Here is a 22,102-nt window from a genome sequence, read left to right as displayed (position 1 = left end):
TCAGCGTGATGCGCCCTTATTGCTATACTAAGGGGTAAGCGCATATCCACGGAGACAACTCCAAGGCTATTCTCTTAATCAAGCGTCGGCCTTGCTCGGCGCCCCACCCGATTCCCCATAAAGGCGATCGGAAGCCTCTTCACAGTGACGTTAATAACAACAGTAGAGGATGAAACGCATGATAAATTCTGCATTGGTTGCCGAAGGTGGTGGTCAAAAAGGTATTTTTACCGCCGGTGTGTTAGATGCATTTTTAGAACAAAAATTTACCCCCTTTGATTTAAAGGTCGGCGTCTCAGCCGGCGCTCAAAACCTCGCCGCCTACTGCGCCAGAGCCCACCAGTACGCACACACGGCGATCTCTCAACTCACCACAGAGCAAAATTTTTTTCGCCCCGCCCGGTTTTTTACCGGCGGCAATGTGATCGACCTAGACTGGTATTTTCATCAGATACAGCAAGAAGGCAAGGTGCGCTTTCCCACCACGCCGACCAACTTGACACCGCAGAGCAACTTTTATGCCGTGGCCAGTCACTTTGACTCCTTTGCCCCCCACTATTTGCATACCTGGCACGATAATATTTTCGATCACCTTAAGGCTTCCAGTGCCATTCCGTTTTTATATCGACCCGGCGTTGAAGTGAAGGGGCATGGCTTGATGGATGGTGGCGTGGCCGACCCCATCCCGGTGCGCTGGGCGCACGAACAAGGGGCAAAAACCATCTGGGTGATCCGCACGGTGGAAGCCCATGACGATGGAAAAATGCCCATACTCGAGCGCTTAAAACCCATTATGAGCCGCATCAATCAATCGCCGCGCATGTTTGCCATGTATCATCACTATCAGCATCGTTATGCCGATGCGGTAGACTTTATGAAGGCACCGCCAGAGGGCGTCAACATAGTGCAAATAGCCCCCACCCGGCCATTGCATTCCATGACTCTGGGCTCGGATGCTAAAAACCTGCAAGATGATTACCGCCTTGGTTTTGAATTGGGCATGCAGGCGGTTAAAAAGTGGAGTGTTGCCCCGGCAGACGCGGGCTAAATGGCAAACGATATTAGTCGAGCTCGATAAGCACCTGCTTTATGTCTTGCCGCACACCATGTAAGGTTTCGATCAGCTCATCGGCCTTTTTATCATCACGACCCAGGTCCTGCCAATGTGCGGCCCAAAGGCGTTTTAATTGCTGAGTTTGGCGTTCAATATCACCGCTGATCAAAACACTTAAATCGGTGATAAGTCCGACCTGAATCCAGCCCTTTCTTGGGTTACCTTCGACTTCATCCTCGTCATAATGGGCTGCATAAATGATGCGCTCTAGCTCCCACAATTCCTTGAGCACCTCGAAGGAAGCGGTGCGAACTATGTTATTATCCTCTGAAACCTCTAACCGCCAGGCATTATACGTAAAGCCAATAACGGCAAAAACGAGGCTGAGCACCGCGGTAAAGTAATAGCTTCTTAGCTTGGCTTGTGTATCCATAGGAACCCACCGACATTGGCATAGGCCTGCTGCCTTTAAAACCCGTGTATCCAGTGTAGTCTTTTTTATCGATAAAGGCTTTTGCCGAAACGCTCAGACCTGGGTAAATAATGCTCGTCATAGTCCAGCGAATAAGCCACATGGTGCGCCTTGCCCTTGAGCTCGCTTCGGGGCACTAAACCATAAAAGCGCGAGTCGGCGCTATTGCGACGATTATCCCCCATCATCAGGTAATAGTCCGCGGGAATAAGCACAGAAGCAAAGTTGCCGCTAGCGCCTGAGCGTGTTTTATCAATACGAATAGCATGCTTCACTTCACCGAGTTGTTCTATAGCCAACAGCGCGTTGGTATTATCAGAGGTGACGCTGTAGCTCAGCGGCTCACCATTGATCGTCAGTATTTCATTTTCCATGGTGATGGTGTCTCCGGGTAAACCGATAACCCGCTTGATCAACAACTCATCGGCGGCGGCGGACTGAAACACCACAATATCGCAGCGCTTTGGCTCACCGGTGCGCATCAGCGAGTATTCGGTAAAGGGAATACGTAAGTCATAAGCCATCTTATTGACCGTTATCTGATCCCCTATTTCTATGGTCGGCAACATGGAGCCGCTCGGCACCCTATACCAATCAGCAAAGGAGCTGCGCATGGTAAATAAACACGCAAGAAAAAGGATCAAGCCCCAGTTATTTTTAAGGGCCTTGTGCGAAATAAGAGATACGTTAGAAAGGGTTAGGGATGATGTTTTGGTCGCTTCTTTTTTCGCCATGGTGCGCTCCAATTAGGATTTTATATTCCTGGTTAGAGCGCCCCATATAAGAAAAGTTTAGCCGCAAATGTAACAACTTATATAGTCGTCACATTATCCTTCAGACAAATGCCGCGACACCCACCAGGTTGCCAACTGAAATACCAGGGCACAGACTAGGCAGGCCAGCAAGCCACTCACCTGATAGAGCCAACCCGACAGCAAGGTGCCAAGCAAACGACCACTGGCGTTAGCCATATAATAGAAGCCCACATCCAAAGACACGGCGTCACGGTCGGCCAGCTTAACCACCAGATAACTGTGCAGCGACGAGTTAATAGCGAATACGGCGCCAAACAGCAGCAAGCCCACGACCAAAACCCAGGTTTGTGCACTGATGCTGTCTGCCAGCAGGGTCAGTGCCAACAGCAATAAGGCGGTGACCGCAGCCAGCAAACCACTGTATCGTTTCGCCTGCACAAACACCGAGTGTGCGGCGCTGCGGGTAAACTTGGGCGCCATGCTTTGAACCACGCCATAGGCAATGATCCACAGCGCCATAAAGCCGCCCACCTGCTGATGCTGCCAACCTAACTGGCTGATAAAAAACACCGGCAAGGCCACCACAAACCACACATCCCGTGAGGCAAACAGGAGTAAACGGGCTACAGACAAGCGATTTAAGGCCGCGCTTTTAGAAAACACATCCCTAAATTTGGGCTTAAACTTGCTACGCCCCAGGTCTTCACCAAGCAGCAAGGAGCTCATTATAAAGCCGAGTGTTACCAAGGCAATTAACGACCATACCGCACCTTGAAACGACAACAGGGATAACAACAGGCCGCCAAGAAAGTAGCCTAAACCCTTAAGCGCATTTTTCGAGCCGGTAAGCAGCGCCACCCATTGATATAAACGCCCCTCCTGTTGCTCCTTAACCACCAGCTTGATGGCACTTTTAGCACTCATTTTATTGAGATCCTTGGCGATACCGCTGAGCGCCTGCGCCGCCATCACCCAGGGCACGGTCAACATGCTCTTATCCACCAAAAGCATGGCCAGGGCTCCAATTTGCAGTGCCATTCCCAGCTGCATGGTACGGTTAAGCCCGATGCGGGCACCCAGCCAGCCGCCGACCAAATTGGTGACGACGCCAAAGAACTCATAAAACAAAAACAGCATGGCTATCGCCAAGGGCGTATAACCAAGCTGATAGAAGTACAGCACCACCAGCATTCGCAGGGCGCCGTCACTTAGGGTAAAGGCCCAGTAGTTGGCGGTGATCACCCCGTACTGCTGCAAGGGCGTTGATTTCATCATCATAGGGCCCTAATTACAGACTGGCCGCCACCTTGTGCACCAACTCGGCGCTGCGGTTGGCATAACCCCACTCATTGTCGTACCACAGGTACATTTTCGCCTGGGTGCCGTTCACCACCATGGTTGAGAGCGCATCAACGATGCTCGAGCGTGGATCGGTGCGGTAGTCGATGGACACCAATGGCTTTTCCTCGTAGCCCAAAATGCCTTTTAGCTCGCCTTCTGCGGCAGCCTTAAACCAGGCATTTAGCTCCTGCTCCGTGGTTTCGCGATTAAGCTCGAACACACAATCCGTGATTGAGGCATTGGCCAGTGGCACACGAATGGCGTGACCGTTAAGCTTGCCCTTAAGCTCGGGGAAAATATGGGTAATGGCGGTCGCCGACCCGGTCGTGGTGGGGATCAGGCTCATGCCGCAGGCGCGGGCGCGGCGCAGATCCTTGTGCGGTGCATCCAAAATGGTTTGCGTATTGGTGATATCGTGCACCGTGGTCATTGAGCCGTGTTTAATGCCTATTTTTTCTTGTAGCACCTTAACCACAGGCGCTAAACAGTTTGTGGTGCAAGAAGCGGCGGTCACAATATCATGCTCATCGCCCTTATAGAGGTGATCGTTCACCCCCATCACGATATTGAGCACGCCCTCTTCTTTAACCGGCGCCGTTACTACTACTTTTTTAACTCCTTGATCCAAGTATTGCTGTAACAGAGCTCGGGTTTTCATTTTACCCGAGGCCTCAATCACAATATCGCACCCTGACCAGTCGACCTCGGCGATGGTTTTATATTTTGAGCAGCTTAGACTTTGGCCATTAACCTGCATCTGCCCATCGCTGGCGCTTGGAGCGTGATGCCAACGCCCGTGCACGGAATCAAATTCTAATAAGTGCGCCAGAGTAGCCGCATCGCCGGCGGGGTCGTTGATCTGTACAAACTCGAGCTCGGGCCAGTCGAAGGCGGCGCGCATAATCAGCCGCCCCATGCGACCAAAACCGTTGATCCCTACTTTGATTGTCATCTCTGTCTCCTTTGGGTGTATTAACCCTAATTGCAGCATGAAGCCTGGCGTTCAGGCCTGGCTCCCATATTGTCTAAACCGGTTAAGGCCGCCGCCAACAGGTGTGGATTCTCGCTTAATGTAGTGTCTAATACCTGACGTTGCCACGCAGGCATATGCTCATTGATACGGTAATACACCCACTGTTTATGTTTGCGTGTACGCAACATCTGCGCCTCTTTTAACAGCGCCAAATGACGGGATATTTTGGGCTGGCTCAGGGCTAAGGCACTGACCAGTTCGCACACACACAGCTCCTGCTCGTGGAGGATCAACAAGCAGATAAGTAGGCGGGTATCGTCGCTTAGGGCTTTAAAAAAGTTAACGGCCATCGTGTATATATGAAAATTCGTATATAGCGAATACTAGCCCAGGTTTTGTATATACGCAATAACGTATATACATAAGCTATTCAAAACCCGGGCATAAAAAAAAAGCCGCTCGAGGCGGCTTTGACATAACAACAATGGAATTATAAAAACTTGGCGAGGTTTTGCACCTGATCCAACATGCGGTTAGAAAAACCCCACTCGTTATCGTACCAGGCCATGACCTTAACCAATTTGCCATCCACTCGGGTTTGAGTGGCATCGAATACCGATGAGGCCGGGTTGTGGTTGAAGTCGATAGACACCAGCGGCAGCTCGTTATACGCCAACACCTCGGCCATGGCGCCTTCAGAGGCGGCCTTCACCGCGGCATTGACCTCGTCGATACTGGTTTCGCGCTTGGCAATAAAAGTCAAATCAACCAAGGAGACATTAATGGTGGGCACCCGCACCGCCATGCCGTCGAGCTTACCGGCCAATTCCGGCAACACCAAGCCCACCGCCTTAGCGGCGCCGGTTTTGGTCGGGATCATCGACTGCGTGGCACTGCGCGCCCGATATAGATCCGGGTGATAAACGTCTGACAGATTTTGATCATTGGTATAGGCATGAATGGTGGTCATACTGCCCTGCTCTATACCGATGGCATCGTTTAAGGCCTTGGCAACTGGAGCCAAACAGTTAGTGGTGCAGGACGCATTGGAAATAATGGCACATTGGGCGTTCAACACTTGGTCGTTCACACCGTGCACCACGGTGGCATCCATGTCGGTGCCCGGAGCGGAGACTATCACCTTCTTGGCACCCGCTTCGATATGCTTGGCCGCCGCTTCGCGACTGGTAAACAGGCCGGTACATTCCAACACAATGTCGACGCCTAGTTGCGCCCACGGCAAGTTTGCCGGATCGCGCTCCTGCACCAGCTTGATTTCATCATTGCCAATCAGCATCACATCATCTTGCAGGCTCACCTTTTGCGAAAACTGCCCGTGTACCGAATCAAATTGGGTCAGGTGTGCATTAACATGAGCCGGCGCCAAATCATTGATGGCGACGATGGCGATGGATTCATTGCGACCCGATTCATAGAGCGCACGTAGGGTGTTACGACCGATACGACCATAACCATTGATAGCTACTTTAATCATCTTCACTCTCCCCATTAATTATTTAGTTGGCTGGCTTGGCGTGCAAGTTCTTCGATGGCTTGCCAGTCCTTATTTGCGATTAATGTTTTATCCAGCATCCAGGTTCCACCGACACAGACCACGTTGTCTAATACTAGGTACTCGGGCGCACTGGCCAGGCTGATACCGCCGGTGGGGCAAAATTTAACACCGGGTAAAGGGCCACCGATGGACTTAAGCATGGCCGGACCACCGGCTGCGGCCGCTGGGAAAAACTTTAAAAAAGAGAAGCCACGTTCGGCGAGCCTCATTACTTCGCTTGGCGTGGCCGCTCCGGGCAAGAAAGGGGTATCGCTTTGGCTGGCCAAAGCCAATAATTCATCGTTAACGCCCGGGCTCACCATAAAATCGGCGCCAGCGTCGATTGAGGCTTCAAAGGTGGCCTTATCGATCACCGTCCCTGTGCCCACGTAAGCCTCAGGGACTGTTTCCTTCATGATTTTGACCGCCTCTGCCGCCACCGGTGTGCGCAGGGTAATTTCTAAGGCGCGCAAGCCACCATTGTAGAGGGCTTGTGCCAGCGGTGCGGCGTCTTCAAGGCGCTCTATCACCACCACAGGAACCACGGGGGCCGATGTTAAAATCTTTTCTATTGTCATGTTAAATCCTCATTCCCAGTGACGGTTATTCTTGTTCGTAGGCCGGAGCGAAGGCACTGGCCCCTAAATCAGCACTGCTGACAATATTCCTAAATCCGGCAAACAGCTCACGGCCGGTGCCAAAGGTGGCGCCGCTGTGCACCAATTCGATATGGCGCGCCGCCAACTCTTCATCGCTAACATGCAGTTTGAGTATTCCGTTTGGCGCATCTAGGGTCAGTAAATCGCCATCTTTGACCTTGGCTATCATGCCCCCTTCAACCGCTTCTGGCGCCAGGTGGATGGCCGCGGGCACCTTACCGGAGGCACCGGACATACGCCCATCGGTGACAATGGCCACCTTAAAGCCTTGGTCCTGCAAGCTGGCCATAACCGGAGTGAGCTTATGCAGCTCCGGCATGCCCTTGGCTTTGGGGCCCTGCTCTTTAATCACGGCGATAAAATCCTGGTTGAGTTCGCCGCGGGCGAAGGCGCTTTGTAGCGAGCCCTGATCGGCAAACACCTTGGCCGGGGCACTCACCACCTGATGCTGTTCTTGCACCGCGGAGACCTTGATCACCGCCTTGCCGAGGTTACCGGTCAGCAGTTGCAAGCCGCCGCTGCGGTTAAATGGGTTGTCTGCAGGGCGCAAGACCTCTTGATCGTGAGACTGCTCGGCGCACGGTACCCATTTCACCTTGGCCGGGCCGGTGTTGTCGGAGACGATTAAGTTCACGTCTTTGTCCAGGCGCGGCTCAGTGGTATAAGCCTCAAGGCCCTCACCCAAGATGGTTTTGACGTCATTGTGCAACAGGCCCTTAGCCAGCAGTTGCTTCATCAAATAGCCCATGCCGCCGGCGGCTTGGAAATGGTTCACATCGGCCGAGCCGTTAGGGTAAATACGGGTTAATAAGGGCACCACTTCCGAGAGATCAGCCATGTCTTTCCAGGTTAGTTCAACACCTGCGGCCTTGGCCATGGCCACCAAATGAATGGCATGGTTGGTTGAGCCACCGGTGGCCAACAAGCCAACCAGACCATTGATAATGGTTTTTTCGCTCATCACCTCGGCCATGGGCACCGCATCCTGGGCGCCTTGTAACTGTTTAAGCATGGTCTCTACCGCATGTGCGGTCAAACCATCACGCAATTCGGTGTAAGGATTGATAAATGAGCTGCCCGGCAGGTGCAGGCCCATGATCTCCATGAGCATCTGATTTGAATTCGCGGTACCGTAGAAGGTGCAGGTACCGGCGCTATGATATGACTCGCTTTCGGCCTTTAGCAGCTCTTCACGACTGACCAGACCCTGGGCGAATTTTTGTCGTACGCGGGCCTTTTCTTTGTTGGGAATGCCTGAAGGCATGGGCCCTGCTGGCAGGAAAAATACCGGTAAATGGCCAAATGATAAGGCGCCGATAACCAGTCCAGGGACGATTTTGTCACACACGCCCAAACAGAATACACCATCGAAAACATCGTGAGATAAGGCGATGGCAGTCGACATGGCAATCACATCGCGAGAAAACAGTGACAAATCCATGCCGTCACGGCCTTGAGTCACGCCGTCACACATGGCCGGTACACCACCGGCTACTTGCGCTGTGGCGTCATATTTTTTCGCAATGTCTTTAATTAAATCCGGATACTCTTTGTAAGGCACATGCGCAGAAAGCATGTCGTTATAGGAGTTAATAATGGCTAAATTCGGTTTTTCGTCGCCGCTGAGGCGGGCCTTATCGTCGCTACTGCAGGCTGCCATCACATGGGCGAGGTTACCGCATCCGATACCGGCACGAACGCGCGTTTGTGATTTAGCCGCTTGCATGCGGGCCAAATAGGCGGCACGGCTTGCTTGACTGCGTTCGATAACCCGTTCGGTGACTTCTTTAATGCGCGGATGCAACATAGTTCTGCTCTTTCTTACCAGTTATAGGGGATGAATACCAATTCTCTTAAATAGCCAAATATCTGCTCACATACTTAACAGAATTGGTATAAAAGGCTCAGCACTTCAGTACAGACTCCCCGCACTGAGGTACTGAGCAGCTTTGATTACCCGTTCAAAGGTACGCTGCCAACTTGTCTCTCACAACCAAGCTGACACCGGTGTCAGAGCATTAACTCACAACCCTGACACCGGTGTCAACCCTCCTTGTAAATTTAGTCTAAAAAATCTATGTTGCGAGTAATTGAACGCAGAAAACAAAAAACCAACACCTGGGTTAACCCGGGTGTTGGTTTTTAATTTCCGTGCAATTGGGATTAAATCGTTAGGATTTCGGCGCTGCGGTAGACTCACGACAAATCAGTTTGGCTTCCAAGGTGATCTGCAGTGGCTCTTTTTGCTGCTCCTCATCACCGTTGTCACCCTGATTGATCTGCTCAATAAGGTGCTCAACCGCCAACCTTGTCATTTCTTCTACCGGCTGGGCTATGGTGGTCAGCCCCGGCCAGATATGGCGCGCAATCGGGGCATTGTCAAAACCGGCAATGGCAATGTCGTCGGGCACCTTTAAGTTCATCTGCGTGGCCGCCTTGAGCACCGCCGCCGCCATGTAGTCGTTCGACGCAAACACGGCTGTCGGTCTTGGGTTTAAATGCAAAATGGTTTCGGCACTGTCGGCACCGGAGTGATAGGAGAAGTTCCCCTCCTCCACAAGCCGCTCCTGATACTCGATACCATGTTGAGCCAGGGCTCGGCGATAGCCATTAAAGCGCTGCTCGGTGGCACTGTGATCCGGGTGACCCTTGATAAAGGCGATGTCTTTATGGCCAAGCTTAATAAGCAGCTCGGTTATCTCAAACGCGCCCTGCTCATCATTGCTGCGCACCGAAACCGAATCATCATCGAGTTTCACTGACGCAACACGGGCAAAGGGCACCTTTTTCTGGCGCAAAAATGCCACTAATTCGCCATGATCGGAAAACGGTGGTGTTAACACCAAACCGTCAAGTCGCGAGGTTTGCAATAACTGTTCTATATTATCGAGCAACGCCTGGCCACGCAGTTCACAAGGGTGGATCAACAAATTGAAACCATGCTGATGACAGGCCGCCAAGGCTCCGCTTTGTAAGCGGGTGATATAACTCTTGGACGGGTTATCATACAGGCAGGCAATAATAAAGCTGCGATTACGGGCCAGTCCGCGGGCAATAGGGTTCGGTGTATAGTCGAGCTCTTTAAATGCCTTTAGCACCTTTTCCCGGGTTACGTCACTGACATTGGGCTCGTTATTAAGCACCCGGGAGACGGTCTTTTTCGATACACCAGCATAGCTAGCAACACTGTTTATAGTTATCTTTTTCATCGTTGACTAGTATCTTCCTTAATCGCCTTGCCCGGTTGGGGAACCCATCGGGGACCCCATTTGGGAACCCGATTGGTAACCCTGATGGATACAGGCGGCGGCCCCAATAAAGGGGATATGTTCTTGGCATACCAAGGTCACAGGGATTTGACTGTTATACTGCGACATCACCCCTTTAGCAATAAATCGTTCATTAAATCTGCTATTTAGCAGGCGCTGTTGCATTCGAGGTAAAATGCCACCGCCGATAAACACTCCGCCTAGGGCACCAAAACTTAAAGCAATATCGCCGGCAACGCTGCCGAGCCAATCACAAAAATGGTTCAAGGTGCGATCGGCAATCATGCATTGTTTATTTTCTGCCAATGCCGCTATCTGCGCCGCATCGATATCTTCCACCTGCTTTCCATGCACCTTGGCCATGGCTCGGTATAAACGGGCAATACCCGGGCCGGCAAAAACATTTTCCACCGACACATGCTGCAGATCTTCACGCAGTACATTATGCAGCTGACGATCCAGTTCGGTGACCGGAGCCAAACTGATGTGCCCCGCTTCACAACTCATGACTGCCTGTTGACCTTGCGAGCGCACCAGGCAAGCGGCGCCAAAACCGGTGCCAGGGCCGAACACGGCGATATTGGCATGCGCCTGGGCAATGCCCTGTTTCACGCAGATATTATCGCGTTCATTCAAGTAAGGGGCGGCATAAGCAAAAGCGGCGAAATCATTGATCACCTGTAAATTGGCAAAACCAAAACGCGCCTTGAGCTGGTTGACGTTAAATTGCCAACCCAGGTTTGTGAGGGTGACCTCTTCGCCCTTAACCGGACCGGCTACGGCAAGACAGGCTCGGGTAATGCTGATGGCGTTAACCTGAGATAAATAGGCATCGACCGCATCTTCGAAAGATTTAAATTCGCAGCTTGGAAAGGTGTGCTGGTGATCGATAGCGAAAGCGTTACTGCTACTGCAATAATCGGTAATTAACGCAAAACGGGCGTTCGTGCCGCCAATATCGGCGACTAAAATAGGTGCAAAAGCCACCTTGCTACCTGCCTGTGGACCTGATGAGCTCATTGTCGTTTCTCTTTTTTAATTTATACCAAGTCTTGGGGTCGTCTGGGGTTATCCAGTGACATAGCTTGTACCCACCATTGACTTACTTGGTATAAACTTATTAAGTTTATGTTAGCAGTTCTTTTTTCGCGCTACTGAAAAAAGTGCTGCCCGGGCAGCGGGCAGCCAAACCGTTTTGTGACAACAAAATGATAAAACGCCAACATTATGACACCGGTGTCAGATGAGGATCAATAAAAATTTTCAGTTCGCCGGAAAAATAATGCAAAATGCGCCCCCTATTAAATCCGTAGGCTGCGTGCTGAACGCACAACTATCAGTTTTAACTGGGTTGGTTACCAACCCATGAGGAAGTACATGAAAGGCAAAGCCACCTCTTTCGATATCGCCCACTATGCAGGGGTATCGCAATCAACGGTCTCTCGGGCACTGCGCGGCAGTCCCCTGGTCAATGAAGAAACCCGCCGCCGGGTGGTCGAGGTGGCGCGTAAGCTCAACTACAAGGTCGACAAAAACGCTAGCAACCTAAGGGCGCAACAAAGCTCGACCCTGGCCGTGCTGCTGTTCGAAGACCCGACGTCAGACGAGTCGCAAATCAATCCCTTCTTCTTGTCCATGCTCGGCTCCATTACTCGCGCCTGCGCCAAGGCCGGATATGATCTATTGGTTTCATTTCAATCCAGTAGCAACGATTGGCACGCCGATTATGCCGAAAGTCACCGCGCCGATGGCATTATCCTGCTCGGCTATGGCGACTATATTGATTATCAAAGCAAGTTTGACCGCCTGCTTGAGAGCAACACCAAATTTGTCTGCTGGGGTGCCAATGTTGAGGGGCGTCCGGAATTAACCGTGAGTTGCGATAACAGTCGCGGTGGCACCCTGGTGGCCGAACACTTTATTGAATTAGGGCGGACCGACTGCGCCTTTATTGGCGATACGTCGCATCATAGCCCGGAATTCAGCGCCCGCTTTAATGGCTTTGCCGAGCGCCTAAAAGCCCATGGCGTGCATGTGAGTGAGCGCAAAATTGCCACCGCCATTTCCACCGAGGAATCAGGCTATCAGGCAACCAAGTCTTTGCTGGCCAATAACATTAAATTCACCGCCCTGTTCGGCGCCAGCGATTTAATCGCCATTGGTGCCATTCGCGCGCTGCAAGAGGCGGGGCTCAGGGTGCCTCACGATGTTTCTGTGGTCGGTTTTGACGACCTGGCGGTGGCTCGTTTTTGCACCCCGCCACTGTCTACAATTCAGCAAAACACCACCTTGGCAGGACAAATGTTGGTGGCTAATTTACTTAACCTGATTGCCGATCAAGAGGTAGATGTTGCCAGCAGCGTGCTGCCGCCGCAATTAATCGTCAGGCAGTCAAGCAAGTAGGTTATGCGGTTTTGTCTAAAAGAAACGCATAGTTAAAGGATAATAACCTTTGCTTTTAGCCCTTGCGGCAAGGGTAAACCGAGTTTACTTTTGCCTCTTATCTCCCATATCTCATCCACATCGGCGGCATCGACCTCTAATATAAAGCCATCTGATAGGCTTATAAATCCTAGTCTCGATGCAAGCTGTTCATCATGGGTTATTAAACCAAATGCTTTGGAAAGAGAACGATATCCGCAAATGATAAACTCTTGCCCCTTGTAACGCCCTCTTGTTTCTACTTCATAAGCATTGCTCATATCTGCAATTTTGATACTTTTACAATAGCGGTCTTCCTTCTCTTCCAGTGTAAACCCTCTGATATAACCTAACTTTTTTGCATAGGAGATTTCTCTCATCTTGTCTATTTCAGGGTCTGATATGCCATGCCCATAATACTCCCTGACCAGCATATGGGTATTATTATACAGGGTGTAGGTCCCATTTCTTATTTCCACACCATTACCTCGAGTAAACCTGGTTCCTCTCGTTTATATCTACGCCAGCTTACACCAGGTAAATTCATTACGCCTAGTTTAAAGACCGCAACTTAAGAGCTAAAGAGTAAACAACGAAGAATACTAGCAGGATTATAAAGCACACTTTGATACATATGTTAATTAACTGCCTGTTTTATTTACAATAATAAATCTAGGGCTATTATGAAAATGACCCTCTTAGTCAATAACAAAAAAAGAAGGAACTTGTCCGATGTATCGCAGCTTTATCCTAAGTGCATTAAGCATTGCCGTGTTAGCCGGTTGTGGTGGCTCAGGCGATTCTAGCTCAACAAAAACTCCTGAGCCCAGCGGTAAAACGTTAACCATTACCGCTGTGTACAGGGACGCCTGTGGCAACGAAACCCCGGACAGGGATGCAGCCCTGATCATACATAATGCCGATTATTCCAATAAAGCCACGGTTTATGCCGATGATAATGGCGTCATTAGCTACCCAACCACGAATGGCTCTGAAACATTTTCTTTAGTCAGGCTAGTACAAGAGAAAATCGATGGTATTACGCCCGTAGATTTGCTCACCTTTGTTGACCACCCTGTGATTGATCTAGGAAAAAACGCTTTCCAAACGGGTGATTCCAGCGCATGTGAATGTAGGACAAGCAATGTACAAGTAGACGTCCCCGCACGCGTTAACAGCTAGGTAGAAAGAAGCATGTTGCGTGGCGCAATGTTCGACACCTACCTGAAAGGGACTGGTTCAGTAACGTATCAAGCAGTTACTCAGTGTAAACAAAGTGGTTCCGAGCAATGGCCGCAGCTTTCTGTGGTGAATCAGTTTAGCTCGCCTGAGCAAGCGTATGGCGCTTTATTCGCCGACCTCAATGACGGTGGCACAACAGAGGTTGCAGCGGAGCTTATCGGCACCCCTGTTGTCATCAATTCTTATATGTCCTACAAACAAGTCTCTGCTATCGTGGATAACGGAAACCACTTGTACAATTATGCATTTAACGGCTCAAACGATGTCTACGCTTTCACCCATGAGAGCATCGAAAATCACAGCATTACTGCTTACGAATATGAGAATTTAGACAATTCAACCGGTGATGGATACATATTCACCTCATCAACTGTCAGAACAAAAGAGGTAAATCAAACATTTGATTTACCTCCCATAGCTCTGAGTGTAGATGACCTGGCCTCTGTACTGACGCTTGACGGTCAAGATTATGATATAGCCGAAAGCGGAGTAGACTACGCTTTCATTTTCATTGGCATGGAAGCTTCTTACAATAATCGTCCACTTCTTGCGTGGAGTATTTTTGCGCCTCCAAGCGGCACAAGTGTAAATATCGAAAATTTAAACCTTGCTGAGTTTATAGATGAGTCAGCACTTGAGTCTAAAGTGAATTCACTAAGTTTGTCCGTAACTGCTCGAGATTGGGGTGGCATAGCCGGCTACGAAGATTATATGAGGCGACGTCCGACTAGACAACTCAGTACCTTTAATGACCCTGAATATGCGCGAGCTAAAACAAAGACAGTTCAATTGACAGTAAATGATCTTAATTACTCACAATCAGCCTTGTCTAACCTAATACCGACACAGTTTTAAACGACTCCACACTAAAAAGCCGCCTAAAAATATAGGCGGCTTTTTTTAGCCTAATTGGTCGCAGCCCTATTAATCTTGCTTAAGTTTTTGCTCCACCAGCGGATAGTGATCCCACACCCGTTTATCGCTTAGCGAGCGCAGCAGTTTCACATATTCTGCATGGGTCCAGGCCAGTGGTGTAGCCGAGTTAGTGCCCTGCCCTAATTCATAGCCAAAGGGGTTGACGCCAACGCCATCCCACACCTGCTCGGGTAGCATCATGCCCTTATTGGCAAAACCTTCCATGCCACGCACGTATGTGTGTTGGATATCGGCGTACTTCTGCGCTGCCGCATCACCTGTTAGCGATTGTGCCGCGGCAATTTCATAATGACCGCGCTCGCCGGTAAAGAAAGGCCACACGCGACCGCGCTGACCGTCGGTATTCACTCCGCCCTCGGCGTAGTTGGTTCCGCGTTTTTCATCCTCACCATAGCCATCGTTACCGTAACGGCGCCAGCCCGGAAAGGCCTCGCCCTGAGCGTCGGTAAAGGTGTATTTAACGCGCAGGTTTTCCGCCAAGGATTGATCATCGTACTCTGGCAGAGATTCGAGTACCGAGTCACTGCTTGCGGCGCGTACGCCATAACGCACCAGCTCCAGGAAACCACCATCGAGGATTTGCTTTTTATCCATGCCCTGACGGCCATTGTTGGCGGCCAGTTTAGTGTCGGCGTTAGCATCCAGATCCTGGGCAATACGGACAAAATAACGGCCATCGACGCCATCGCCTTTAAGTGTCCCTTTAGTAGTAAACATCAGGGCTTCAACATCCTGGTTATATTGTTTGGCCGTCGCCAGGTAACGTGCGGCATTCTTCTCATCGCCGCTTAGCTTGGCAATTTCGCCAGCGCTAATAAGGCCGGCAATCACTGCTGCCGTGGTCGAAGGCGAGTATCCAGCCTGCTCTTCCCAGCGCTCTTGCTGCGTCAGCGGAGGAGTGATCTGGGTATCATTCCAAAGAATTTTGGCCAAACCACCGTCGACAAGGAAATCGGCGGCGGGTTTAAGCATCTGGGTATACCAGGTGCTCAATTCTTCCTTGGTGAGTACCTCACCCTGGTAAAGTTTCCACGCCAGCATAATAGGCATGGCGGTTTGATCCAGCTGGACACCCACCCATTCCAACTCACCATCAACATGGGTCTTTTGTAAAAACCAACCACTGTCGCCCTGATTGCCGGGCGTGTTCTCACGCACCTGAACCTTAGGCAAGTAGTTGAATGCAGCCTTGGCGGTATCGCTATCGCCCATGGCCAAAAACGCCATGGCAACCTGATAGAAATCACGCACCCACACCGCCTTATAACCTGTGTGGCCCTGCTCCGCTTTCACCGTATCGCCCCAGGGGTTCGACAATGACGCAATCAGTGCACCGGCGTGCGTCTTATCTTCCTGCGCTTTGAGTACCAGGGCACTGGTGTTAAGCAGCTTGCCGCCATCCTTTGTGGATGGGTATAAGTCCGTGATAGTCAGGCTTTGCAGATAGTCCTGCCAACCGATAAAGTCGCCTTCGCCGTTGTAATGCGCCAATACTGTGTCATAGCCTCGGCTCAGGGTTTTTTGCCCCTCGGCCAACGCGCCTTGCTCCGTGCTGCCATAGCTCAATACCAAGTCAAACTCGGCACCGTCCTTAATGTCGCCCAGGGTTGCACTCAGGGTGACGTTACCAGTTTGCTCGCCGGTGCTGGTGTAACGTGAAAAGGTATTTTCCTTATTTAGCTGGGTTAGGCGATCACTTTGACCGAAAAAGCCTACCGAAGCATCTTTTAAGCCTTGTTTACTTTGCAGGCTTAGGAAGTGTTTGTCTTCGCTATAGGCAAGCAGTGCATCACCAGCGACCTTGGCACTGTCGTTTAAGCCATCGTTGTTTACATAGGGGTTAACCTGCACATGCGCCGTTAGGCCAGGCTGGTTTGCTTCAAAGCGCACGCGCACCATCAGCGACTGGGCATCCGGATCGGTAAAGATATCCTTGATAATACGAAAACGCCCCTGCTCGTCTTCACTGGTTACCCGGTAGGCCAAAGAAAGCGGACGGCCTTGCTCGTCGGTGTCCAGGTACTCCACCGTGTTTTTTAAGCCACCTTGTTCGCTGACCACAAAGTCATCGCCGGTGACAATAAACTGCATATCGCGAATTTGCGCCTGGTGGATAAGGCCAAACATGGTTTCAGTGATCATGCCTTTAGCCAGGGAGAACCACACCTTAGACACGGGGCCGGTCGCAGCCTGCTCGCTGTATTGGCCGTTATGATAGGCCTCAAACGAGGTGCCTATGCCGGTTTTGCCCGAATAGGCCCAATAAGGCGTATCGCCAGGGGCGCCCGGCGCAGCCTCGGAGGAAGCCACAACCGCAGTTGTTTGTTGCTCGGCGCTGTTACAGCCCGTCAGCCCTGCGACCAACATGGCCGCCATAATTGAGTTTAAAACTTTCACTGAGTGTCCCCTTATTATTTTACTAATTTGACTCGACTAACCGCGATGGCACCCAGGACAAAGGAAATGCCGCCAATCACTAAGGCGTAAATCGGCTGATTGGCGAACCCATGCTTGAGAATAAGACCCAGGACGCTGGCCGCGAGCAATTGTGGAATTACGATAAAGAAGTTAAAAATACCCATGTAGACCCCCATTTTTGCGCTCGGCAAGGTGGTCGATAGCATGGCGTAAGGTAAAGAGAGAATCGACGCCCACGCAAAACCTATGCCCACCATGGGCAACATGAGCCAGCTGGGATCTTCAATAAACATAAAGCTAATTAGCGCCGCCGCGCCTAAGATTAGATTCAGCGCATGGGTCAAACGTATGCCCATTCGCTTAACCATGATTGGAATAACAAGCGCTGCGAGGGCGGCAAAACCATTGTAGGCGGCAAACAGCACACCCACCCAGTCGGCACCGTCGTTATAATCCTTGGACGTCACATCCAGGGTGTCGTAGTGGTAACTGGTTACCGCTGCGGTGGTATAAATCCACATGGCAAAGAGTGAGAACCAGCTGAAAAACTGCACCCAGGCCAATTGGCGCATGCCCGTCGGCATGGTGAAAACATCGTACACCACGGCAAAAAAGCCGTTCTCTGTGTATTGCTTGGTTTGTTGCCACAGGGCAATGCCTTGGAGCAAGGCAAAGGCCAATAGCCCGGCGCCCAGCAGGTACAGCTCTTTTTCCAGGCCCATCAGGGTAACCAAAGCGACAATTGCCAAGCCAATCACACCGCTGATGCTCATGGTGCGACCAAAGTTAATCACCTGTTTTTGTGTTTCAACCTCAAGGTGCGCTTCGCTCTTTTCAAACGCCGCCAACTGCTCTGGACTGTATTCCTTGGTGGTAAACACGGTCCACATCACGCACACCAATAAGAAGGCACCGCCGATATAAAAGGCATATTGCACCGACTCTGGGATCACCCCTGCGGCGGCTGTATTGCTGACATCGAACCAGTTACTCAAGATCCAGGGCAAGCTTGAAGCTACCACGGCACCGACACCAATAAAGAAACTTTGCAGCGAATAACCCAGGGCGCGCTGTTTATTCGGTAGGTTATCGCCTACCAGAGCACGAAACGGCTCCATGGTAACGTTAATGGAGGCATCCATAATCCACAGCATACCGGCTGCCACCCACAGAGTTGGCGAGTTCGGCATTACCAACAATGCTGCCGTGGTAACTATGGCACCATAGAAAAAGTAAGGACGACGACGGCCTAAGCGACCCCAGGTTTTATCGCTCATATAGCCGATGATCGGCTGTACGATCAAGCCGGTCAAAGGCGCTGCGACCCAAAGAATGGGAATATCATCGATATCGGCACCCAGGGTTTGGAAAATACGACTGACATTGGCATTTTGCAGGGCAAAGCCGAACTGTATGCCCATAAAGCCCAAACACATGTTCCAAATTTGCCAGAAGCTCAGGCTCGGTCTTTCAATATTCATCTACTTGGATCCCCATCTGAAACACGGTAACGCCCTGATATGGCAACTTGATTGGAATTTGCTTATCTAAATACAGAGGATCCGTACCCAGGAGGGTTTTCCCGACCATGGCTTGCTCCGGCTCAATATCCACAAACACCTGATGCTTGCCAAAGTTAGCAACCACAACAATACGCTGCTCGCCTAGCCTGCGCTCAAAACTGATCACTGAATGGGGCGCCGAGTTTGGCACTGGGATCAGCTCACCGGCGACAATCGCAGGAAGAGAATTAAGTGCCATCAAATCAATATAAAACTGGCGCAGCGCACGCTGCTCATCGTTAAGCGCGCCGCCGTCGAACTTGCCGCCATTCATCCACTGCTGATGCGCGGGCACGCCGATATAATCAAAAATACTGGTACGTGTTGGGTCGCCGAATCCCGGCTCTTCAGAGCCGTCTTCGCCCACGGTTTGGCCGAAATACAACATGCTAGGTGAGCGCCCAATTAGGGTTGAGACCGTCATCGCCGGCTTGCCCCAATTCATATCACCGGCGAAGTCCGGGCTCGCCAGGCGCTGCTCATCGTGGTTTTCCAAAAAGTGCAGCATATGCTGTTCAATATCTGCCACCTCTTGGTGCGTTGCCAGCAGCTCGCTGGCCTCTGCTTTACCTTGAATAATGGCCTTAAGGCTGTCGTAGAAACCGACCTTGTCGTACAGGTAATCCATCTTGCCTAAATGAATATAGGGGCGGTACAGCTCGGGGTTATAAACCTCGGCCAGCAAGAAGGCATCCGAGTTGCTCATCTTGATGGAGGAGTTTAAAAAGCTCCAAAATTCCACCGGCACCATTTCCGCCATATCGTAGCGGAAGCCATCTACACCCTTCTCGAGCCAGTATTGGGTGATATCGCGGAACTTATACCAACTATCAGGCAGCTCCTGCTCCTGCCAAAAGGCATAATGGGCACGATAATCCAGCTCGGCGTAGTTATCCGGCAAACGCGGGAAGTCATAGCTACCGTCCGGCTTGACGCCGTAATTGATCTTTACCGTTTCATACCAGTCGTTAATATCCGGCTGAGCCTTGCGAGCGCCATTGCCGGTCCATTTCGCCGGGCTTTCGGCAAATTTACCGTCCGCAAGCGGGTGGCTTTGGCCGCCCAGCACCTGGTAATTGGCATCTTGGGGAACAATAAAGTCCTCACCCACCACATAATAGAAATTATTGTCGCGCTTATAGGCAACGCTGGTATCGTCCTTGGCACCAAAGTCTTCAACGCCCTGTGGCTTGCTGACGGAATGATAATCACGGGCCACGTGATTGGGCACTATGTCGATGATCACCTTCATGCCATGCTTATGAGTGCGTTCAATGAGGTCTTCAAATTCACGTAAGCGGTCGGCGGGCTTGGCAGCCAGGTCGGGGTTTACGTTGTAATAATCCTTAATGGCATAGGGCGAGCCGGCGCGGCCTTTGACCACATCCGGATCGTCACTTGGCAAGCCAAAGTCGCTGTAATCGGTCACCATGGCATGATGTAAAACACCGGTATACCAGATATGCGTCACACCCAACTCTTTAATGCCTTCAAGGGCCGCGTCATTGAAATCTGCAAATTTACCGACACCGTTTTGCTCCAGGGTGCCCCAGGGCTCATTGGTGGTGTTGGTGTTACCAAATAGGCGGGTGAATACCTGATAGACCACAGGCTTTTGCAGCTGCTGCTGGCTCTGCTGTTCGCTGCTCTCACTCTTTGCGCTGGGCTCTTGCCCCTGCTGGCCACAGGCCACCAGCGCCGCACTCAGCGACAATGCCAATAACGGCGTTTTCAACTTGCTATTTATCATTCGCTTACTTTATTTATCTATTGTTATGACAAAAATATTACGTGCTCTGCACCAACTTGGGTATGGCGTGCATACGTATTCAAGCCATGCCAAAGCCATATTCCTTGCCTGTTCAGGTTCGGATCAGCCAGCTTCTTTGGCACTGGCAACCATGGTATCAATATATTCCTGATGGCTTGGCATTTGCGCCACGGAGCGCTCTATCAAGGTGCGTAAACTGGCGAGTAATTCGCTGCGCTGCTCGTCGCTGAACTGCTCGGCCAAAGGATGACGCTGCTGCGGCCAGCAATTTTGCCCAAGCAAAACTTGCTGCCAGGCCACCTCGGAAAATAATTCGTCCTGCTGGCGAAAGACAGTGCCCGTTTGCGTAAACAGCGCCAGCTTTTGGCTGAGCGACTGGGGTAACTCCATGCTTTGACAGTGGCGCCAAAAGGCGCTGTCCTGACGCTGATTCAAGGCGTAATGGAGAATAATAAAATCGCGAATTTGCGCCATTTCGGTACTGAATTGCTGGTTATACGAATCTCGCGCCGCAGTGCTTATTTGCTGATGAGGGAAATGCTTAATCAAGCGAATAATGGCCGTTTGAATAAGGTGGATACTGGTGGACTCCAGCGGCTCCAAGAAGCCACTGCTGAGGCCAATGGCCACCACATTGTTTTGCCATTGTTTGCGGCGCTGCCCGGTACGGAATTGAATAACCCTGGGCTCGGTAATGGCCTTACCCGGCAGGTTTTCCAGCAACTGAGTCATCGCCTGCTCCTCACTCATATGGCGCGAGCAATAAACCAGGCCATTGCCCATGCGATGTTGCAGCGGAATTTGCCACTGCCAACCGTATTCACGGGCGATGGCTCGGGTATAAGGCTTAGGGCTGTGTCCCTCGGGCAGTTCGCTTTGTACGGCAATGGCGCGGTCGCACGGCAGCCAGTGGCTCCAATCCTCAAAGCCCACACCCAGGGTTTGCTCGATAAGCAAGGCGCGCAGGCCGCTGCAGTCAATAAAGAGGTCGGCCTCCACCTCGGTACCATTATCAAGCACCAAGGCGCGAATATCACCGTTATCGTGCTGACTCACCTCGCTCACCTTGGCGTCGATACGCGTCACCCCAAGTGCCTCGGCGCGCTCGCGCAACAGCTGGGCATAAAGGGATGCATCGAAGTGGTAGGCATGTTGGGTGCCTGGTAATTGCGTGCCGGGAATGTGCACCATGGGTTTAAAGCGCTCGGCTTTGGCGGCCTGGTAATTGAGCGAGTAATCCCAAATTGAGCCTGGGTGCCCCTGCTCCTTGGCGGCATGAAAGATATGGTGAAAATCACAAAAAGGAAACGCCTTACCGAGCGAGCCAAAGGCATGCATATAGCTATCGCCCACCTGCCCCCAGTTTTCGAACTGAATGCCCAGTTTAATGGTGGCGCTGGTGCGGGCCATCAGGGTTTTCTCGTCGATACCGAGCGCCTGGTTAAAGGCAACGATGGGCGGTATGGTGGCTTCTCCTACCCCCACGGTGCCAATGTGCGTCGACTCCACCAGGGTGATATCCAGACGTGAGCCCATGAGTTTGGCCAATAAGGCTGCGCTTAACCAACCGGCGGTGCCACCGCCGAGGATCAGCACCTTTTTCACTTCCGCCATTTTTCTACTCCTGTGAAAAAGCCCTTGAAAATTCAAGGGCTTTTTTTACTTCATTTAAGA

General features: G+C 51.3%; 19 protein-coding genes. 4 read left to right on the top strand and 15 right to left on the bottom strand.

The genetic code is table 11. The features are described from left to right. Nucleotides 1-178: 178 nt before the first annotated feature. Nucleotides 179-1,048, top strand: a complete 870-nt coding sequence (locus tag C2M36_RS14510) for a patatin-like phospholipase family protein (RefSeq protein WP_234399181.1) — start codon at nt 179-181, stop codon at nt 1,046-1,048. Between the two features lie 13 nt (nt 1,049-1,061). On the opposite strand, the gene C2M36_RS14505 is transcribed toward C2M36_RS14510, so the two are convergent. The 10 genes from C2M36_RS14505 to glk all read right to left on the bottom strand — a co-directional run bounded on the left by C2M36_RS14505 (nt 1,062) and on the right by glk (nt 11,098). After that, nucleotides 1,062-1,487 carry a hypothetical protein gene (locus tag C2M36_RS14505; protein WP_105255499.1) on the bottom strand — a complete coding sequence of 142 codons (426 nt, stop codon included), beginning with the start codon at nt 1,485-1,487 and terminating at the stop codon, nt 1,062-1,064. 65 nt (nt 1,488-1,552) lie between these two features. After that, nucleotides 1,553-2,260: a signal peptidase I gene (lepB, locus tag C2M36_RS14500; protein WP_105255498.1), complete on the bottom strand. Its 708-nt coding sequence runs from the start codon at nt 2,258-2,260 to the stop codon at nt 1,553-1,555. A gap of 93 nt (nt 2,261-2,353) precedes the next feature. Continuing rightward, nucleotides 2,354-3,559, bottom strand: a complete 1,206-nt coding sequence (arsJ, locus tag C2M36_RS14495; protein ID WP_105255497.1) for an organoarsenical effux MFS transporter ArsJ — start codon at nt 3,557-3,559, stop codon at nt 2,354-2,356. A gap of 10 nt (nt 3,560-3,569) precedes the next feature. After that, nucleotides 3,570-4,574: an ArsJ-associated glyceraldehyde-3-phosphate dehydrogenase gene (locus tag C2M36_RS14490; RefSeq protein ID WP_105255496.1), complete on the bottom strand. Its 1,005-nt coding sequence runs from the start codon at nt 4,572-4,574 to the stop codon at nt 3,570-3,572. Between the two features lie 26 nt (nt 4,575-4,600). Next, nucleotides 4,601-4,945, bottom strand: a complete 345-nt coding sequence (locus tag C2M36_RS14485; protein WP_105189883.1) for a metalloregulator ArsR/SmtB family transcription factor — start codon at nt 4,943-4,945, stop codon at nt 4,601-4,603. A gap of 140 nt (nt 4,946-5,085) precedes the next feature. After that, a complete protein-coding gene (gap, locus tag C2M36_RS14480) occupies nt 5,086-6,090 on the bottom strand; it encodes a type I glyceraldehyde-3-phosphate dehydrogenase (protein WP_105255495.1) in 1,005 nt (334 codons plus the stop codon). 14 nt (nt 6,091-6,104) lie between these two features. Beyond that, complete coding sequence (gene eda / locus C2M36_RS14475; RefSeq protein ID WP_105255494.1) at nt 6,105-6,728, bottom strand: bifunctional 4-hydroxy-2-oxoglutarate aldolase/2-dehydro-3-deoxy-phosphogluconate aldolase; 624 nt, start codon at nt 6,726-6,728, stop codon at nt 6,105-6,107. A gap of 25 nt (nt 6,729-6,753) precedes the next feature. Next, a complete protein-coding gene (edd, locus tag C2M36_RS14470; protein WP_105255493.1) occupies nt 6,754-8,616 on the bottom strand; it encodes a phosphogluconate dehydratase in 1,863 nt (620 codons plus the stop codon). A gap of 364 nt (nt 8,617-8,980) precedes the next feature. Continuing rightward, complete coding sequence (locus tag C2M36_RS14465) at nt 8,981-10,018, bottom strand: LacI family DNA-binding transcriptional regulator (RefSeq protein WP_105255492.1); 1,038 nt, start codon at nt 10,016-10,018, stop codon at nt 8,981-8,983. Between the two features lie 18 nt (nt 10,019-10,036). After that, nucleotides 10,037-11,098, bottom strand: coding sequence for a glucokinase (gene glk / locus C2M36_RS14460; RefSeq protein ID WP_105255491.1), 1,062 nt, complete (start codon nt 11,096-11,098; stop codon nt 10,037-10,039). 357 nt (nt 11,099-11,455) lie between these two features. Here glk and C2M36_RS14455 point away from each other — a divergent pair, with 357 nt between their 5' ends. Further along, a complete protein-coding gene (locus tag C2M36_RS14455; RefSeq protein ID WP_105189889.1) occupies nt 11,456-12,481 on the top strand; it encodes a LacI family DNA-binding transcriptional regulator in 1,026 nt (341 codons plus the stop codon). A gap of 32 nt (nt 12,482-12,513) precedes the next feature. Here the strand turns inward: C2M36_RS14455 and C2M36_RS14450 are convergent, their stop codons facing one another. Beyond that, nucleotides 12,514-12,978, bottom strand: a complete 465-nt coding sequence (locus C2M36_RS14450) for a hypothetical protein (RefSeq protein WP_158678957.1) — start codon at nt 12,976-12,978, stop codon at nt 12,514-12,516. A gap of 253 nt (nt 12,979-13,231) precedes the next feature. Between C2M36_RS14450 and C2M36_RS14445 the strand changes: the two genes are divergently transcribed. Together C2M36_RS14445 and C2M36_RS14440 are read left to right on the top strand one after the other, a co-directional pair. Beyond that, nucleotides 13,232-13,681, top strand: a complete 450-nt coding sequence (locus C2M36_RS14445; protein ID WP_105255489.1) for a hypothetical protein — start codon at nt 13,232-13,234, stop codon at nt 13,679-13,681. Nucleotides 13,682-13,708: 27 nt separating this feature from the next. Continuing rightward, nucleotides 13,709-14,596 (top strand): hypothetical protein, encoded by an 888-nt coding sequence (locus tag C2M36_RS14440; protein WP_158678956.1) that lies wholly within the window; start codon nt 13,709-13,711, stop codon nt 14,594-14,596. A gap of 69 nt (nt 14,597-14,665) precedes the next feature. Here the strand turns inward: C2M36_RS14440 and C2M36_RS14435 are convergent, their stop codons facing one another. From C2M36_RS14435 to C2M36_RS14420, 4 genes are all read right to left on the bottom strand, one after another. Then, on the bottom strand, nt 14,666-17,074 hold the full coding sequence (locus tag C2M36_RS14435) for a glucan 1,4-alpha-glucosidase (RefSeq protein ID WP_234399180.1): 2,409 nt from the start codon (nt 17,072-17,074) through the stop codon (nt 14,666-14,668). A gap of 14 nt (nt 17,075-17,088) precedes the next feature. Continuing rightward, nucleotides 17,089-18,576 (bottom strand): MFS transporter, encoded by a 1,488-nt coding sequence (locus tag C2M36_RS14430; RefSeq protein WP_105255487.1) that lies wholly within the window; start codon nt 18,574-18,576, stop codon nt 17,089-17,091. Further along, nucleotides 18,566-20,407 (bottom strand): alpha-amylase family glycosyl hydrolase, encoded by a 1,842-nt coding sequence (locus C2M36_RS14425; RefSeq protein WP_105255486.1) that lies wholly within the window; start codon nt 20,405-20,407, stop codon nt 18,566-18,568. Before C2M36_RS14425 ends, C2M36_RS14430 begins: the two co-directional genes overlap by 11 nt. Before the next feature lie 123 nt (nt 20,408-20,530). Continuing rightward, a complete protein-coding gene (locus C2M36_RS14420) occupies nt 20,531-22,042 on the bottom strand; it encodes a tryptophan halogenase family protein (RefSeq protein ID WP_105255485.1) in 1,512 nt (503 codons plus the stop codon). Between the last annotated feature and the right edge of the window lie 60 nt (nt 22,043-22,102).

Source organism: Pseudoalteromonas sp. T1lg75, assembly GCF_002964705.1.
Lineage (GTDB): Bacteria > Pseudomonadota > Gammaproteobacteria > Enterobacterales > Alteromonadaceae > Pseudoalteromonas.
The sequence above is the reverse complement of the archived record's forward strand: the minus strand, read 5'-3'. Positions and strand labels throughout refer to the sequence as shown.